The sequence below is a fragment of the Arthrobacter sp. CP30 genome (assembly GCF_053470025.1).
In genome coordinates this window covers 246,026-263,338 of sequence record NZ_JBQEMM010000003.1, presented here as the reverse complement: position 1 = coordinate 263,338, position 17,313 = coordinate 246,026, and the positions used below count along the sequence as shown (strand labels likewise).

Here is a 17,313-nt window from a genome sequence, read left to right as displayed (position 1 = left end):
GACGCCACGCCGCGCCAGGAGGACGGGCGGCCACCGGCCCGGCCGGGAGGGGCTAGAGCAGGGTGCCCTGCGCGTCGTCGGGTGTCCCACCGGCCGAGCCGTCGACCGCCCTGACCGTACCCGGAGCATCATCGTTCGCGGGCTGCGTCTTCCCGACCGGAGCCTCCGCTCCCGATCTCCCGGGCTCGAGGAGTCCCTTCAGCGCCGGGCCGACCGCGTCGATCTGCTGCGTGAGGGGCACGCCGGATCCGTCCCGGCGTCCGTGCTCGGTCGGCAGGGCCCGCGCCACGCCGTTCGTGGAGGCGGCCCTCGCCGGACCGTGACCGGCCCAGGCCAGGGAGAGCGATTCCTCGCCGCGAAGGAAACGGTGGGCGCGCACTCCCGCGGTCGCGCGTCCCTTGACCGGGTACTCGGCGAACTCGGTGACCTTGGCCGAGCCGGCCGAGGTCCCCGGCAGTGCATCTCCCGCAGCCGTGACCGTCACGACGACGGCCTGGCCGTCGCCGGCCGCGACGGCGCCGAAGTGCAGCACGGTGTCCCCGGCCCCCAGCTTGATGCCTGCCATCCCGCCGGCGGTCCTGCCCTGCGGCCGCACGGCCGACGCCGGGAAGCGCAGGAGCTGGGCCGTGCGGGTGACGAAGACGAGATCGTCCTGGTCCGCGGCGGTCGCGACACCCACGACGGCGTCCTTCGGCTTCAGCGAGATGACCTCCCAGTCGTCCCTGTTCAGCGGATGGTCCGGCTGCACGCGCTTCACCACGCCCTGCGCCGTGCCGAGAGCCACCACGCCGTTGAGCGGAGCGAGTCCTATCAGGCGCTCCCCGCGCTCGAGGGTGATGAACTCCGTCGACGGCACGCCGCCCGCGAGATTCGGCACTCCGGCGGTGGGCGGGAGGGCCGGCATGTCCATCACCTGCAGGCGGATCATGCGACCCGCCGACGTCACCGCACCTACCTCGCCGCGGGCCGTGGACGGCAGCACGGAACGGAAGGCGTCGTGCTTGATGCGCTGGCCGTCGGCAAGAGGCTCCCGGTCCGACGTCCGGGCGAGCTGACCCGAGGCCGAGAGCAGGACCCAGCAGGGGTCGTCGGCGATCTCGAGTGGCATGACGGCCTTCGCCCCCTTGCCCGCGGGAGCGGGCAGGCTGGACCCCTTGAGCGGGGCGGCCGCCTCGGACTCGAGGAGGACCGTGCGGCGTGGTGTCGCGAACTGCTCGGACAGTGCCGCGAGCTCGTCGGAGACGAGGGTCCGCAGGCGCTCCTCCGACCCGAGGATCGCCTCCAGCTCGGCGATCTCGAGACGCAACTGCTCCTGCTCCTTCTCGAGCTCGATGCGCGAGTAGCGGGTGAGCTGGCGCAGGCGCAGTTCGAGGATGTAGTTGGCCTGGATCTCGGTGAGATCGTAGATGGCCATCAGGCGCTCGCGCGCGGCGGAGGACTCGTCGGACGAACGGATGATCTGGATGACCTCGTCGATGTCCACGATGGCGACGAGCAGGCCCTCGACGAGGTGCAGGCGGTCGCGCTTGCGCTGCAGCCGGTAGGAGGTGCGACGGCGGACCACGAGGATGCGGTGCGCTACATAGACCTGCAGGAGCTCCACGAGCCCCAGGGTGCGGGGCTGTCCGTCGACGAGCGCCACGTTGTTGATGCCGAAGGAATCCTCCATGGGCGTGAACCGGTACAGCTGCGCGAGGACGGCATTCGGATTGAACCCGTTCTTGAGCTCGATCACGAGCCGCAGCCCGTGCTTCCGGTCGGTGAGGTCGACGATGTCCGAGATGCCCTGCAGCTTCTTGGCGGTCACGGCGTCCTTGATGCGCTCGATCACCTTCTCCGGGCCGACGGTGTAGGGCAGCTCGGTCACCACGAGGCCCGTCCGCCGCGCGGAGAGCTGCTCCACCTTGACCGTCGCCCGGGTCTTGAACGAGCCGCGGCCCGTCGCGTAGGCGTCGCGCACGCCGTCGAGCCCGACGATCTTCCCGCCGCTCGGGAGGTCCGGGCCGGGGATGAACCGCATGAGGTCCTCGAGCGGTGCGTCGGGGTTCGCGATCAGGTGACGTGCGGCGGCGACGACCTCGCCGAGGTTGTGCGGCGGCATGTTCGTCGCCATGCCCACCGCGATCCCGCTCGCACCGTTGACGAGGAGGTTGGGGAAGGCCGCCGGGAGCACCTCGGGCTGTTCGAGCGAGTTGTCGTAGTTGGGGATGAAGTCGACGACGTCCTCGTCGAGGTGGTTCGTCATGGTCAGCGCCGCTGCTGCGAGACGGGCTTCCGTGTAGCGCGCGGCCGCCGGTCCGTCATCGAGCGACCCGAAGTTGCCGTGCCCGTCGATGAGGGGCAGCCGCAGGGAGAAGTCCTGGGCCATGCGGACCATGGCGTCGTAGATGGCGCTGTCACCGTGCGGGTGGAGCTTCCCCATGACCTCGCCCACCACGCGGGCGGATTTCACATGGCCGCGGTCGGGACGCAGCCCCATGTCGGACATCATGTAGAGGATGCGCCGCTGCACGGGCTTGAGCCCGTCGCGAGCGTCCGGCAGGGCACGCGAATAGATGACCGAGTACGCGTACTCGAGGAAGGACTCCTCCATCTCGGCTTCGACGTCGACGTCGATGATCTTCTCGGTGAAATCCTCCGGCGGAGCGGGGGTCTGGCGCCTGGCCATGTGCGGCTGTTCCTCAGTGGTTCGGGGGGTGATGACGGGGTGCTGTGCCTGCGTCCACCCCGCGGCGCGGCTCCGGTGACGGCCGGGCCTGCGACACCGCAGGGGATGCCGACTACCCTGAGTCTATGGTGGCGGACGGACAATACCCGGAATATTGGGAGGCTGATGTCATCCTGCGCGACGGCGGCACGGCGCACCTGCGGCCCATCTCGCCGACGGACGCCGATGCGGTCCAGGCCTTCCACGTACGCCAGTCCCAGGCATCGATCTACCTCCGCTTCTTCACCTACAAGGCGAAGCTGAGCGCCAAGGAGCTGACGCGCTTCACCGAGGTGGACCACCGGGACCGCGTGGCGTTCGTCATCACGCGGGGTGCGGACATCATCGGGATCGGCCGGTACGACCGCCTCGACGATCCCCTCGAGGCGGAGGTGGCCTTCAACGTCTCGGACCACCACCAGGGCCGCGGCGTGGGGTCGATCCTCCTCGAGCACCTCGCGGTGGCCGCTCGCGAGAACGGGATCCGGCGGTTCTCCGCCGAGGTGCTTCCCGAGAACCGGAAGATGATCACGGTCTTCGCCGAGGCGGGCTACGAGGTGGAGCGCCACTTCGACGACGGCGTGGTGATGCTCAGCTTCGACATCGACCCCACGCGGAAGTCGCAGGCCGTGATGGAGGCGAGGGAGCACCGCGCGGAGGCGCGGAGCATGGCCGAGCTCCTGACGCCGTCGTCGGTCGCCGTCATCGGCGCGAGCCGTGAGTGGGGGACGGTGGGCCACGCGCTGCTGGAGCACCTCGTGGACGGCGGATTCACGGGCCGCATCCACGCGGTCAATCCCGAGGCCTTCGAGCTCGGCGGCATGATCTCGTACGCCTCCTTCGCCGAGGTGCCCGAGCAGGTCGACCTCGCGGTGATCGCCGTGCCCCACGAGGAGGTCGACGCCGTCGTGGACGACTGCGCGCGTGCCGGCGTGAAGGGCCTCCTGGTGGTGACCGCGGGCTACGCCGACGACGCCGGTGAGGGCATGGTGCGGCAGCGCGCCCTCGTACACAGGGCGCGGGCCCACGGCATGCGGGTCGTGGGACCGGCGTCCCTCGGCCTGGTGAACACCGATCCCCTGGTGCGCCTCAACGCGTCGATGGCACCCGACCTGCCGGAGCGGGGGGCCCTCTCCCTCTTCAGCCAGTCGGCGGGACTCGGGGTCCTCCTCTACGCCAGTGCGCACCGCCGCGGCCTCGGCGTCTCCTCCGTCATCTCGGCGGGCAACCGCGCCGACGTGTCCGGTAACGACGCCATGCAGTTCTGGGAGGACGATCCCTCCACCCGTGCTGTGGGGCTCTACTTCGAGTCCATCGGCAACCCGAGGAAGTTCTCGAGGATCGCCCGGAGGCTCGCCCGCACCAAACCCGTGATCGTGGCGAAGTCCGACGTCACCGGCCACCAGCTCCCGCCCGGGCACGCCGTGCGGACCAGCCAGGCGCCGCCGGGAGCGCTCGACTCGATGCTCCGGCAGTCCGGCGTGATGCGCGTCGAGACCACGGAACAGCTGATGGACATCGCGCAGATCGTCGCGAGCCAGCCGCTGCCCGGGGGTGGCGGGATCGCCGTGTTCAGCAACTCCTCCGCGCTCGGCAAGGTCGTGGCGGACGGCGTCGTGTCGCAGGGCATGACGGTCGCCCGCCTCCACACCGACCTGCAGCTCGACGCCGGGCAGTCCGTCGCCCTGCCTGCCCTCGCCGCGGCGGTGGACGGTGCCCTCGCCGATCCGGCCGTCCACGCGGCGGTCGTGACGACCCTGCCGGCGCGCGGGCTGACCGCCGAGTCCGTCGCCGCCTGCCTGCAGCGGTGCGCGGAGTCCGCGGGCAAGCCGGTCGTCGCCTCCTTCACCGGCATCCTCGACGCCGCCCTGCAGCTCGACGGGCTCGTCACCGCCGCGTCGGCGGGCGGCGTGAGCCCGGCTCCGCTGGACGCCACGCCGGAGGGCGAGGGGAAGGGTGGCGTGCAGGTGGAAGCAGCGCACGACGGGTCCGCACCCGCGGGACCGTCGGGAGCGCCTGCGGGACCTGTCACGACGGCGGCCGACGGACAGGCCGCGACGCCGCTGGCGCTCCCGCTGCAGCGCGGACTGCCCTGCTTCACGAGTCCCGGTGCGGCCCTCGCCGCCCTCGGCGCCGTCGTCCGGTACGCGCGATGGCGTGCACGGGACCACGGCGAGTTCCTCGACCCGGAGGGGGTCGACGTCGACGCCGCGGCCGCTGTCCTCGCGACGGCGCGGAGGCGCGTCGCCGACGTCGAGCTGTCGCGCCTCACCGGCGAGGAGTGCGTCGCGCTGATGGCCGCCTACGGCATCCGCCTGCTGCCCTCGGCGCGGTTCACCACGGCCGAGGAGGCAGTCGCCGAGGCGACACGCCTGGGCTGGCCCGTCGCCCTGAAGACGATGGACGAACACCTGCGGCACCGCCTCGACCTCGGTGGGGTGCGCCTGAGCATCGACGATGCCGCCTCGCTCCGGCGCAACATCGCCCAGATGGAACGTGTCCTGGCCCCGTTCGGGAGCTTCGGCATGGAGGTGCAGTCCATGGCGCCGGCGGGCCAGGCCTGCAGTATCCGCGCCATCGAGGATCCCCTCATGGGACCGGTGGTGTCCTTCGGTCTCGCGGGCGACGCCGTCAACCTCCTCGACGATTGGGCGCACGCCGTCCCTCCGCTCAGCACGGTGGACGCCGCCGACCTGGTGCGTTCTCCCCGCGCGAGCCGCAAGCTGTTCGGGTACCAGGGCCTGCCGCCGGCCGACGTCCCCGCGATCGAGGACCTGCTGGCGCGGGTCGCGCTGCTGAAGGACAACCATCCCGAGATCGCCCGGCTCGACCTCAACCCGGTGCTCGTCGCGACGTCCGGGCTGACCGTCCTGAGCGCCGCGATCGACGTCGGGAACCCGCAGCGGCGGACCGACAGCGCGCGCCGCGCCATGCGGGACTGACGCCACCGGGTTAGGCGCTGGGCGGCCCGGTGGGGGAAACTGGGAGCATGACCCCATCGCCCTCCGCCACGTGGCGCGACCTCGATGCGTCCCTCGAGCGGGCTGGTTTCTACCCCCGACTCGTGGCCGACGTGGTGCACGATGCCCTCGACGGGCGTGAACCCCTGTCCCACGTCGCGCATCTCGAGACCCACTTCGAACGGACCGAGGTGCACCGGCACATCACGGTGCTCGTGCTGACCGAGGACATGCTGGTCATCACGCACGTGGACGACCAGCAGCTCGACGACGCCGGCGAACAGGTCACGGCGCAGATCTCCACGGAGTCGGTGCCCGTCAGTCAGATCCGCTCGGTGGTCCTGAGCTACCTCTACGCGCAGCCCCAGGACTACAAACCCAGCGACCAGACGCGCGAGGTGACCCTCGCCATCGCCTGGTCGGGCGCCCAGCGGCTCGACATCGGTCCGGCGAGCTGCGGGGACCCCCAGTGCGACGCCGACCACGGCTTCACGGGGACGGTGGCCCAGGAGGACATCGTGCTGCGCGTCAGCGCCGAGGCGGACGGCGCGCAGGCGGTCCAGAACGCGAAGGCGTTCGCCCGCGCCCTGCGCAAGGTCAACACGGCGAGCCCCGTGGGTGGCGGGTACTTCGCCGGCCCGGACGTGGCGCCGCGTCGCCAGCCGGGCTTCGCAGGCCGGTTCACGCGGGCCCACCACCAGCGGTAGCGGCCGATGCCCCGACAGCACAGGGAGCCCCTCCCGGCTCCGCCCGCCTACGGCGTGTCCACAGTCTCCGAGGTGATGACGAGTGCGGCCGCCGCGCTCGGCGTCGACGGCTTCACCAACGCCCTCGCCCTGCCTGCCGCGCGCCGGATCGCGGTGGTCATGGTCGACGGACTCGGGATGACCCTGCTGCGCAGATATGCCGCGCACGCCCCGTTCCTCCGCGAGGGCCTCGGGACTGCGAGGACCCTGTCCTCCGCGTTCCCCTCGACCACCGCGGCGTCCCTCGCCGGCCTCGGTACGGGCCTCGCCCCGGGCCAGCACGGCATGGTCGGCTACGACGTCCTGGACCCCGACCAGGGCAGGGTGGTGAACATGCTGGGCCGCTGGGATCCCGGTGTCGATCCGCAGGCCTGGCAACCGCACCGCACCGTCTTCGAGCGCGTCGCCGAACACCTCCCGATGGTGACGGTGAGCCAGCCCCGCTTCGCCGACTCGCCCATGACGCGCGCGGCGCTGCGCGGGGGGCGTTTCGTGGGGGAGAACACGATCCACGCGCGCATCGATGCGGCCGCGACGGAGCTCGCCGCCGCCCCTCGGGCGCTCGTCTACTTCTACGTCAACGACCTCGACAAGGCCGGCCATCGGTACGGGGTCGACTCGCCGCAGTGGATCACCGCGCTCGAGGACCTCGACGCCGCCCTGAAGCTGCTCGCACGCCGCGTCCCGTCGGACACGCTGCTGCTGCTGACCGCCGACCACGGGATGGTGGATGTCGCGCGCTCGCAGCGGATCGACTACTCCGAGCGCCCGGACCTGCTCGACGGCGTCGCCCATACGGGTGGGGAGGCGCGGATGCTGCACCTGTACCTCGAGCCGGCACTCGGCGCTCCTGAGCGTGAACTCCTCGCGGAGCGCTGGCAGGAGGCGTTCGGCAACCGGGCCTGGATCATGACCCGCCAGGAAGCGGTGGCGCACGGGTACTTCGGCACGGTGAGCGACGTCGTCCTGCCGAGGATCGGGGACCTGCTCGTGCTCGCACGGGAGGGGATCGCCCTCGTGGACGGGCGGCGGTCGCAGCCCGCGGCGTTCGAGATGGTGGGCCAGCACGGCTCGCTCACCAGGGCGGAGCGCGAGATCCCGCTCCTGACCCTCGCAGCACCGGTGGGCGACGGGCGCCGTGGGCGGACGACGGGCACGGGGCATGGCTGAGCTGCTGTTCTTCTCGGGCACCATGGACTGCGGGAAATCGACCCTCGCACTGCAGATGGACCACAACCACAAGGCCCGCGGCCGGCGCGGAGTGCTGTTCAGCTCCCACGACCGTGCGGGGGAGTCGATGATCTCGAGCCGGCTCGGCCTGCAGGTACCCGCCGTCGAGGTCTTCCCGGACACGGACTTCTGGGCGGATCTGACCGCGCGCCAGACCATGGGTGCGCGCATCGACTACGTGATCTGCGACGAGGCGCAGTTCTACTCCATCGAGCAGATCGACCAGCTCGCGCGCGTCGTCGACGAGATGGGCATCGACGTCTTCGGCTTCGGCATCACCTCGGACTTCCGGACCCGCCTCTTCCCGGGGTCGCAGCGGCTCATCGAGCTGGCGGACCGCGTGCAGGTCCTGCAGGTCGAGGCCCTGTGCTGGTGCGGGAAGCGGGCCACGCACAACGCCCGCACCCTCGACGGCGTCATGGTCGTCGAGGGGGACCAGATGGTCGTGGGGGACGTGGACCAGTCCGACGGCGCCGGTCCCGTCCCGCAGCCCACCGATGCGGCCGGGCCGGCATCCGGTGCAGGGGAGGACGTGTCCGGCGGACCGGCGTCCACGACGGGACCTGCGCCCCGTGGAGCGACCGTCGGCTACGAGACGCTGTGCCGGCGGCACCACATGCGACAGCAGACCTCACGCACGTCGCCCTCGCTGTACGTCAACCAGGTGCCCCTGCCGTTCGAGCAGGGCCCGACGGCGGGACCGGATGCGGGCAAGGACCGGACGCTCTCCGGCCAGGCATCGGTGCAGGCCTGACCCGACGCCGTGCAGTGCTCGTCCGGGCGGATCCGCCCGTCGTGCGTGCAGAGGCGGTGTCCGGCTGGTGCTAGTCGCCCTTGCGGCCGAACACGATGTCGTCCCAGCTCGGGACACTCGACCGCTTCGGCTTGGCCTTCCGCTCGGGTGCGGGCCCGGTGCCGTCCGCTGCGTCCTTCTGGCTGTTCCTCCCGGCCTCCCGACCCGCCTGCTGACCCGGGTCCTGGGCGCTTTGAGCGGGGCGCGCCGAGGCGTCGTCGGACGGGGGTTTCGGGGGAGCGAGCGGCTGCAGCCGGCGCGAGGGCTGCGCGAAGATGCTGATCTCGCGTGTCTCGGTACTGACCCCGTCGTAGAGGCGCGGCGTCCCGTCCTCGTGATACGCCGTCGCGTCGTCGGACTCGTCCAGGCCGTCCCCTCCGGCCCTCGGCGCGAGTGACAGACCGGGGATCAGGGTGTCGCGTTCCTGCGCGGGGTCCTCGGACGGGTCGTCGACGGGACCGTCGGGCGCCTCACCGTCGCGCGGGTGTGCTGCGGGGATGCTGCCGCGGGTGAGGAGTTCGGCGAGGGCGTCGTCGCCGTCCTCGTCCGCGCCGAGGCGCTGGCCCCGGCGCGAGCGCAGCACGTCGAGCAGGCCGTCCTGGTCCGTCTCTACCGACCCCGGTGCTTCCTCCTCCTTCTCCGCCTCGAAGTCGAACACGCGATCGGCGACGGCGCTCAGGCGGCGCGAGGGCAGGGGACCGTCGAGCGGCTCGAGCTCACTGAGCACCTGCGCCCACCGGTTGCCGTTCGCCACGGTCTTCCGCGTCGGGTTGTACGTCCAGTGCGCCGGGGGCTGCTCGCCGAGATCGACCGCGAAGTCCTCGGGCAGGTCGAAGGAGGCCTCGACGTGCCAGGAGCCGTCCTGCAGGCGCCAGGAATCCCATTCGAGAGACCCCGGATCGATCCCGTAGCTCTGGACGCGGTAGGACACCATGTCACCGAGCAGCGCGGGAGCATCGCCGAAGGCGGAGCGGTAGCCGTCGTGGCTGGGGAGGGGCGAGGCCACCTCCACGCGCTGGGCGAGGTAGGCGACGTAGTCCCGCTCGGCACGCACGGGGCCTTCGTAGCGTCGGACGTGCGCCAGGTCGAGATCGGACTCGGCGACGACCTGCTCCGCCGTCGCCCCGGCGCGGATCCGTGCCTGGATGTCACGGGGCGTGAGATGCACGGGCGCCTTGGCCGCCTTCTGGCGTGGGGGCTGCCGGAGGTCCTGCGCCGGGGCGGAGGCCGGCGTGGCCGTCTCCTCCGACCCACCCGTGCTCGCAGTGCGCAGTGCGTCGTCGATGGGCAGTCTGAAGGACGTACCCGTCTCACCGCTCAGAAGCAGATGTCCGCCATCCTCATGGACACCCACCAGGCGTAACTCCTGCATCAATTCCTCCAGCCGAGAATAATCACTAGGTGAAACTTTGCCATTGAATGGCGGCCATTCCTACTACGCGGTAAGGCGTGGCGGGGCGCACGGCGATGAACGGGCACAAATCCGGGGGTCCCGGCGTTGTGGCTGCCGAGGGGACACAGCCGGGGAAGGACCCGACCGATGGAGCGTGGGAGAACAGGTATGCCGATGGATGACGAGACGCCGCGCACGACAACGGCGAACGACGGCGGGACCGGGGGCGCGGGTGCCGTAGCACAGCTGCTCGTCGCCCACACGGGAGACCGGCGAGGAGTGGGTGAGGTGCTGATCGACGAGGACGAGCTGGCGGCCGCCGACGCCTTCGACCTGCCGGGTGCGGATCTCTCGAGCGAGGAGATCTCGGTCCAGATCCTCGCGGCCCAGGCCGACGAGTTCACCTGTGCCTCGTGCTTCCTGGTGCGCCACCGGTCGCAGATCGCCGCCGACCGCGGAGGCCGGCTGTACTGCGTGGACTGCGAGGGCTGACCGGGGACGTGGCGTCAGCCCTCGAGGGCGGCCACCAGGCGCTCCGGTGTGCGCGAGGAGGCGAGCCAGTAGGGCGTCCGGTCCTCAGGATCGACGACCTCCACCCTGACCACCGGTGAGATCCACCCGCGGATGCACAGATAGGCGAGCCCGTTCAGGCCACGGCCGCGCTGGTACGTGGCGTCGTCGCCCGTGAACCATTCCGCGGTCCCGAGGTACCGGCGTTCGATCGTGGCCCGCCCCACCGTCAGCGTGGTCGGGGTGACCGTGATACGTGGGGTGGACGTGAAGAGCAGGGTGAAGACGATGACGGCGACGACGGCGGCCGCCCCGAACCCGACCTCCATCGAGATCGGCGCGAACATGACGATCGTGGCCGACGAGAATCCCGCCGCGATGAGCCAGATCCACGGCGACGGCCAGAGCCGCTCCTCGTACAGGACTGCCTGGTCTGGTGTGTTGCGGGGGGCTTCCCCTGGCGCGCTGGACATGACACCAGCATTCCACTTCTGGGCGGCGACCTCATCCCGACGGTCGGTGAGGCGTGCGGCCCCACTCCCGGGCCATGCCGAGGACTGTCAGGTGGGGCTCCGGCAAAGGCGCTACAGTTGGGTGCTGGTCACCGGGAGAGGTGCTCGACGGAGCCGCGCACGCACCTTCACCTCCGTGCCGGCCGCGTCCTCGCCAGCCGGCCCGCCAGCACAGGTTCATCAAGTACATCAAGGGGTACACCGATGAGTACGCAGCAGGACCTTCCGGTCCGCATCCGGTTGCTCGACGACGGCCTCGAGCCACCGTCGTACGCCACCGAGGGGGATGCCGGAGCGGACCTCAGGACCGCCGTCGACGTCGTCATCGCCCCCGGCGAGCGTGTGCTCGTCCCGACGGGAGTCGCGATCGCGCTCCCCGACGGCTATGCCGGGCTGGTCCATCCCCGGTCGGGGCTGGCCGTCCGCCACGGCCTCACGATCGTCAATGCGCCGGGGACCATCGACGCGGGCTACCGTGGCGAGATCAAGGTCTGCCTCCTCAACACGGACCGGACCGAGTCCGTGCGCCTCACCCGCGGCGACCGGATCGCGCAGTTGGTCATCCAGCGCGTGGAGCGGGCGGTGTTCGAGATCGTGGACGAGCTCCCGGGCAGCGTGCGTGGAACCGGTGGCTTCGGCTCGACCGGTGGCTTCGGCACCATCGACGCGGAACCCGCCGTCCGTCCCGCGGTCGGCTGACCGGGCGGCTGACCGGGCGCGGAGCACGCGCCCCCGGGACCCGGGCGGGGACGCCCGGCAGCAGCGATCATCACGTACAGCCACAGATACCGACAGATACCGACAGATTTCTCCGACACACAGACCATGGCATCAGGAAAGGGACCCGGAATGGCTTTTGGGCGCCTCAGGAAGAAGAAGCAGGACGACGCGACCGGCGAAGCTGCGGGGACGACGGGCGACGCCGTGCCGGCGACGCCGCAGGACAGCGCCCCGGGGACGACCGCAGCTGCCGGGTCCGACGACGCGGCCGGTCTCCCCTCCTCGGACGAGGAATCGACGAACGGGTCGCCGGCAGGGGGCGAGGGCGTGGCCGGTGATGCCGCAGCGCCTGCTGCTCCCACCGCATCTGCCGTCCCCGCCGGGCACGTCTCCAGCGCGAACTACGACCGGACCGCTCTCGGGCCGTTCGACGTCTCCGAGCAGAACACCGACAGCGGCTACATCGATCTCGGCGCCTTGAGGATCAAGGCCGCCGAAGGACTGCAGCTGCGCCTCGAGGTCGAGGAACGCAGCAAGCGCGTCATCGCCGTGACCCTGGACCTCGGTGGTTCGACCCTGCAGCTGCAGGCTTTCGCGGCGCCGAAGACCGAGGGCCTGTGGGACGAGATCCGCGAGCAGATCGGCGTCTCGGTCGGGTCCCAGGGCGGAACGGTCGAGGAGCGCCCAGGGCGGCTGGGCACCGAACTCCTGGCCAGGCTGCCCGCGCAGCTGCCCGACGGTCAGGCCGGCTACCGCGTGGCGCGCTTCGCGGGCATCAACGGACCGCGGTGGTTCCTGCGCGGTGTCTTCGGGGGACCGGCGGCGCTGGAGCAGAATGCGGCCGCCCCGATCGAGAGCCTCTTCCGCGACGTGGTCGTGGTGCGTGGTGACCATCCGCTGCCGCCACGCGAACTGCTGCAGCTCAAGCTGCCGAAGGACGCCGCCGCAGCACCGACTCCCGCTCCCGAGTCCCGGCGGCCGGACCTCAATCCGCTCGAGCGCGGCCCCGAGATCACCGAGACCCGCTAGCTCCGGTGCCCGCCACGACCTCCCTTCCCGGGCCCGCCGATCCCTCCGGGTCCGCGGATCGGTCGGCGCACGGCACGTTCCACCACGCTCAGCGCCCGGGCCCCGCGGCGGTCTCCCCGGCGCCGTCGTCGTCCGCCCTGCCGACGCGGGGCAGGATCAAGGCGCACGGGGTGATCGAGCGGATCACGATCGCTCCGGTGACGGCGTCTCCGTCGTTCCGGGCGCTCGCCCGCATCGAGTGGAACGGAGCCCGGGAGTCGGTGCTGATCGTGTGGATGGGCCAGCGCCGCGTGCCGGGCGTCGAGGCAGGCGTGACGCTGCGCTTCGAGGGCATGCTGAGCCGCGTCGCCGGCACGCCCACGGTCTACAACCCCCGCTACGAGCTCTTCGGGCGTCCCGAGGAGTACTGAGGAGTACGAATGAGTGTCCACGCATGAGCACCCCGGAGCAGTCCCCGGAGCAGTCCCCGGAGCACGGTCCCGAGCAGCATCCGGAGCACAGCCCGCAGCAGCATCCGGAGGGCACCGCAGCTGGGGCCGATCAGCGCCCGGCAGGCCTGACGGCGGCGGACCTGGCGACGCAGTACGCCGCGACGTCGGGCGTGCGCCGGAGCGACGACGGGCAGATCGATGTCCTCTCCTCGATCGGCGGGGTGCAGGGACTCGCCGAGAGCATCGCGCCCGGGCTCGTGTTCACGCTCGTCTTCACGTTCGCGCGGGACCTCATGGTGTCCCTCGTCGCCGCCCTCGCGGTCGCCGCGGTCTTCACCGTGATCCGCCTGGTGTCGAGGAAGCCCGTCACGCAGGCCCTCGCCGGTTTGGTCGGTGTCGCGTTCTGCGCCTTCGTGGCGCTGAGGACGGGGAACGCCGAGGACTTCTTCCTTCCGGGGTTCTTCATCAACGGCGCCTACATCGTGGCGATGGCCGCGTCCGTGCTGTTCCGCTGGCCCTTCGCCGGGCTCCTCTTCGGATTCATCCGCAACGAGGGCATCGAGTGGCGGAAGGATCCGCTGCGCGTCCGCGCCTACTCCCTCGCCACGTGGATCATCGTTGCGGTCCTCGCCCTGCGCCTCGTGGTGCAGGTCCCCCTCTACCTCGTCGAGAACGTCGCCGCACTCGGCTCGACGCGCGTGGCCATGGGCCTCCCGCTCTACGCCCTCGGCCTGTGGCTCGCGTGGGTCGTCTCGCGTCCCGCGTCCGCCACGCCTGCTGCGGCGGACGCCTCCGGGCAGGGACCCACGCCGGACCCTGCGGGGCCCGGGCGCAGCTAGCGCTCCTCCTCCGGGTCGTCGTCGTTCCGCGCCGAGAGCGCGATCCTCAGTTCGTCCTCCGCCGCGATCGCCGCGAGGAAGAACATCTCGTCGCCGCCCTCGACGACGTCGTCGGGGCTCGGCGTGATGGGGGAGTCGTCGCGCAGGACGGCCACCACCGCGCATTCCGCGGGCAGGCTGATGCTGCCGATCGTCCCGCCGACCAGCGGCGAGTCCTGGGGGACCGTGAACTCGACGATCGAGGACATACCGGTCTGCAAGGTCAGCAGGCGCACGAGGTCGCCGATCTCCACGGCTTCCTCCACGAGAGCCGTCATGAGGCGGGGCGTGTTGACGGCCACGTCGACGCCCCACGAGTCGTCGAACATCCAGTCGTTCTTGGGGTTGTTGACCCGGCCGACGGTCCGGCCCACGCCGAACTCGCTCTTGGCGAGCAGTGAGACCACGAGGTTCACCTTGTCGTCGCCGGTCGCGGAGACGACGACGTCGGCCTCGTCCAGCCGCGCGTCCTTCAGGGTGGTGAGCTCGCAGGCGTCGCCGATCAGCCACTTGGCCCCCTTCAGCCCGCTCCGCCCGATCACCTCGGGCTTCTCGTCGATCAGGAGGATCTCGTGCTTGTTGCCGAGCAGTTCCCGGGCGATGGAGGAGCCGACGCTCCCGGCCCCGGCGATGACGACCCTCATGACTCCTCCTTCGGTGCGGCCGCGAGGATCCGTCCGATCTCGTCCGTCGCGGTCGTCTTCATCATGGCGTGCAGGATGTCGCCCTGCTGGTAGCTCGTCTCCGGTGTCGGCAGGATGCCCTCGCCGAAGCGCGTGATGTACGCGATGCGCACACCGCTCGCGATCTCGATGCCGCGCAGGGGCCGCCCGAGCCAGGCGTCGCTCAGGGCCAGTTCGGCGAGGATCAGGCGCCCGGACGTCTCGCGGAAGTCGCCGTTGATGGTCTGCTCCGGGAGGATCCGCCGGAGTACCTGGTCCGCGCTCCAGCGGACGGCCGCCACGGTGGGGATCCCGAGGCGCTGGTAGATCTCCGCGCGGCCGGGATCGTAGATGCGGGCGACGACGTGGGGGACGTGGAAGGTCTCGCGGGCCACGCGCGTGGCGAGGATGTTCGAGTTGTCGCCGCTCGAGACCGCGGCGAAGGCATAGGCGTCGTCGATCTCGGCGTACTTCAGGGTGTCCCGGTCGAAGCCGACCCCGGTGACCTTGCGGCCGCCGAAGGAGGAGCGGAGGCGGCGGAACGCACGGTCGTCCTGGTCGATGATGGCCACCGAGTGCCCGGATTCGTCGAGCGTGTGGGCGAGGCTGACACCCACCCTGCCGCACCCCATGATCACAAAATGAGCCACCGAGGGCACCCCTGATTCCTGGTCTGTTCGTCGTGGAGATCCTGCTGATCCGTGCTGTACCAGCCCCAAGCCTAGTGGCTGCCCACCCGCGCGGACGCGCTAGTCTGTGGGCTGTGCTGACTTTTCTCGAGGCCGTCAAGCGGGTGCTGGTGGGTAAGCCGTTCGCCAGCGACAGGCTGAGGAACCGAAGCCTCCCCAAGCGCCTCGCCATGCCCGTCTTCTCCGCGAGCGCCCTCTCCTCCGTGGCCTACGCGCCGGACGAGATCCTGTTGACGCTCGCCCTGGCCGGGGTCGCCTCGGTCGCCATCTCACCCTGGGTCGGACTCGCCGTGATCGCGGTCCTCCTCGTCGTCGTCGCGTCCTACCGGCAGGCCGTGCACGCCTACCCCTCCGGTGGCGGCGACTACGAGATCGCGAAGCGGAACATCGGTCCCCGCGCGGGCACCACGGTGGCCTCCGCGCTCATGATCGACTATCTGCTGACCGTCGCGGTCTCGGTGTCAGCGGCCGCGCAGTACGTCGTGTCCCTCGCCCCGGCGCTGGAGGGCGCCCGGACCACGCTCGCCGTCCTCGGCGTCGCGGTCCTCGTCCTGCTCAACCTGCGGGGCATCACGCGCGGCGTCCGCGCCCGGGCCGTGCTGACCTACGCGTTCCTCGCCGGGATCGCCGCACTCTGCGTCACCGGGATCGTCCAAGCAGCGACGGGTACCCTGGCGCAGGCTCCGAGCGCCCGCTTCGAGATCGTCCCGGATGCGGCCCTCGACGCCGGCCTGGTCGGGCTCGCCGGGGCCCTGCTGATCCTCCGCGCGTTCTCCGCGGGCGCCGCCGCCCTGACCGGGCTCGAGGGCCCGGGCTCCAATGTGCCGCGCTTCGAGGCGCCGCAGGCTCGCAACGCCGCGACGACGCTCGTCGTCCTCGGGATCGTGTCGGCCGCGATGCTCGCCGGTGTCATCTACCTCGCCAATGCGGCGCGCGTCCACGTGGTCCAGGACCCGTCCCGGCAACTGCTGCTCGACGGCGGGCCCGTCCCCGAGGACTACATCCAGGCGCCGGTGGTGAGCCAGCTCGCGCGCACCGTCTTCGACGCCGGTTCGCCCGCCTTCTACCTCGTGGTCGCGGCGACGGCGCTGATCCTGATGCTCGCGGGTCATGCGGCCTTCAACGCCTTCCCCGTCCTCGCGTCGATCCTGGCCACGGACGGGTACCTCCCGCGGCAGCTCCGCACGCGCGGTGACCGGCTGACCTTCAGCAACGGGATCCTCGCGCTCGGCCTCGGCGCCGTGGTGCTCATCCTCGTGTTCCGCGCCGACGTCACGGCCCTGGTGCAGCTGTACATCGTCGGGGTGTTCGTCTCCTTCACGGGCGGCCAGCTCGGACTCATCCGCCACTGGAACAGGACATTGCGGAGCACCGTCGGGGCGCAGAACCGCTGGGCCATCCACAAGTCCCGGGCCATCAACAGCCTGGGCTTCGCGCTCACCGCGGCGGTGCTCGTCGTGGTCCTCGTGACCAAGTTCGAGTACGGGGCCTGGATCGCCGTGCTCGCGATGGCCATCCTCTTCGCGGTGATGCGCAGCATCAAGAAGCACTACGACGCCGTGGCCGCCGAACTCGCGATCGACGACGCCGTCCGGCTGCGTGCGCTCCCGTCACGCGTCCACGCGGTGATCCTGGTCTCCCATCTACGGAAACCCGTCCTGCGCGCTCTGGCTTTCGCGCGGGCGTCGCGACCCTCCCGCCTGGACGCGGTCACGGTCGATGTCGACCCCGAGCAGACCCGGCGGACCCTCGCGGACTGGGAGAAGTACGAGATCCCGGTCCCGATCACGGTCCTGGCCTCGCCCTACCGCGACACCATCACACCGATCCTCGACTACATCAGGACCATGCGCCGCGACTCCCCGCGCGACCTGATCGTGGTCTACATCCCGGAGTACGTCGTGGGAAAGTGGTGGGAGCAACTGGTCCACAACCAGACCGCCCTGCGGATCAAGGCGCGCCTGCACTTCGTGCCCGGCGTGATGGTCGCCAGCGTGCCCTGGCAGCTGGCGTCCTCCGACGCGGCGCAGATCTACCAGGACCTCAAGTAGGA

At 71.0% G+C, this 17,313-nt stretch carries 15 protein-coding genes; 10 read left to right on the top strand and 5 right to left on the bottom strand.

What is annotated here, in order from left to right; translation table 11 throughout:
* Positions 1-52: 52 nt before the first annotated feature.
* Positions 53-2,668 carry a DNA gyrase/topoisomerase IV subunit A gene (locus tag ACTIMO_RS06565; RefSeq protein ID WP_448181876.1) on the bottom strand — a complete coding sequence of 872 codons (2,616 nt, stop codon included), beginning with the start codon at positions 2,666-2,668 and terminating at the stop codon, positions 53-55.
* A gap of 125 nt (positions 2,669-2,793) precedes the next feature.
* Here ACTIMO_RS06565 and ACTIMO_RS06560 point away from each other — a divergent pair, with 125 nt between their 5' ends.
* From ACTIMO_RS06560 to ACTIMO_RS06545, 4 genes are read left to right on the top strand one after another with little or no spacing between them, the layout of a single operon-like run.
* A complete protein-coding gene (locus ACTIMO_RS06560) occupies positions 2,794-5,649 on the top strand; it encodes a bifunctional acetate--CoA ligase family protein/GNAT family N-acetyltransferase (protein ID WP_448181875.1) in 2,856 nt (951 codons plus the stop codon).
* 47 nt (positions 5,650-5,696) lie between these two features.
* Entirely contained in the window at positions 5,697-6,374 is a 678-nt protein-coding gene (locus ACTIMO_RS06555; protein WP_157365917.1) for a DUF5998 family protein, read from the top strand.
* Positions 6,375-6,428: 54 nt separating this feature from the next.
* Positions 6,429-7,583, top strand: coding sequence for an alkaline phosphatase family protein (locus ACTIMO_RS06550; protein WP_321166900.1), 1,155 nt, complete (start codon positions 6,429-6,431; stop codon positions 7,581-7,583).
* A complete protein-coding gene (locus ACTIMO_RS06545) occupies positions 7,576-8,397 on the top strand; it encodes a thymidine kinase (RefSeq protein WP_082471555.1) in 822 nt (273 codons plus the stop codon). The genes ACTIMO_RS06550 and ACTIMO_RS06545 overlap by 8 nt, the downstream gene beginning before the upstream one ends.
* Before the next feature lie 70 nt (positions 8,398-8,467).
* Here the strand turns inward: ACTIMO_RS06545 and sepH are convergent, their stop codons facing one another.
* On the bottom strand, positions 8,468-9,808 hold the full coding sequence (gene sepH, locus ACTIMO_RS06540) for a septation protein SepH (protein WP_055772157.1): 1,341 nt from the start codon (positions 9,806-9,808) through the stop codon (positions 8,468-8,470).
* A gap of 189 nt (positions 9,809-9,997) precedes the next feature.
* Between sepH and ACTIMO_RS06535 the strand changes: the two genes are divergently transcribed.
* Entirely contained in the window at positions 9,998-10,321 is a 324-nt protein-coding gene (locus ACTIMO_RS06535) for a DUF4193 family protein (protein ID WP_055772154.1), read from the top strand.
* 14 nt (positions 10,322-10,335) lie between these two features.
* On the opposite strand, the gene ACTIMO_RS06530 is transcribed toward ACTIMO_RS06535, so the two are convergent.
* Positions 10,336-10,812: a DUF3093 domain-containing protein gene (locus ACTIMO_RS06530; protein WP_055772152.1), complete on the bottom strand. Its 477-nt coding sequence runs from the start codon at positions 10,810-10,812 to the stop codon at positions 10,336-10,338.
* A 243-nt stretch (positions 10,813-11,055) separates the two neighbouring features.
* On the opposite strand from ACTIMO_RS06530, the gene dut reads away from it, so the two are divergent.
* The 4 genes from dut (at position 11,056) to ACTIMO_RS06510 (ending at position 13,870) form a co-directional block, all read left to right on the top strand.
* Complete coding sequence (gene dut / locus ACTIMO_RS06525) at positions 11,056-11,550, top strand: dUTP diphosphatase (RefSeq protein WP_448181874.1); 495 nt, start codon at positions 11,056-11,058, stop codon at positions 11,548-11,550.
* A gap of 150 nt (positions 11,551-11,700) precedes the next feature.
* The gene (locus ACTIMO_RS06520; protein ID WP_448181873.1) at positions 11,701-12,600 is read left to right on the top strand and encodes a DUF3710 domain-containing protein; all 900 of its coding nucleotides are present in this window, start codon (positions 11,701-11,703) and stop codon (positions 12,598-12,600) included.
* Between the two features lie 5 nt (positions 12,601-12,605).
* Entirely contained in the window at positions 12,606-13,010 is a 405-nt protein-coding gene (locus tag ACTIMO_RS06515) for a hypothetical protein (RefSeq protein ID WP_448181872.1), read from the top strand.
* A 23-nt stretch (positions 13,011-13,033) separates the two neighbouring features.
* Complete coding sequence (locus tag ACTIMO_RS06510) at positions 13,034-13,870, top strand: DUF3159 domain-containing protein (protein ID WP_448181871.1); 837 nt, start codon at positions 13,034-13,036, stop codon at positions 13,868-13,870.
* Here ACTIMO_RS06510 and ACTIMO_RS06505 read toward each other — a convergent pair.
* Entirely contained in the window at positions 13,867-14,553 is a 687-nt protein-coding gene (locus tag ACTIMO_RS06505; protein WP_448181870.1) for a potassium channel family protein, read from the bottom strand. The two genes, ACTIMO_RS06510 and ACTIMO_RS06505, sit on opposite strands and share 4 nt — an antisense overlap.
* Positions 14,550-15,221, bottom strand: coding sequence for a potassium channel family protein (locus ACTIMO_RS06500; RefSeq protein ID WP_055772364.1), 672 nt, complete (start codon positions 15,219-15,221; stop codon positions 14,550-14,552). Before ACTIMO_RS06500 ends, ACTIMO_RS06505 begins: the two co-directional genes overlap by 4 nt.
* A gap of 113 nt (positions 15,222-15,334) precedes the next feature.
* On the opposite strand from ACTIMO_RS06500, the gene ACTIMO_RS06495 reads away from it, so the two are divergent.
* Positions 15,335-17,311, top strand: coding sequence for an APC family permease (locus ACTIMO_RS06495; RefSeq protein WP_055772142.1), 1,977 nt, complete (start codon positions 15,335-15,337; stop codon positions 17,309-17,311).
* Positions 17,312-17,313 lie beyond the last annotated feature (2 nt).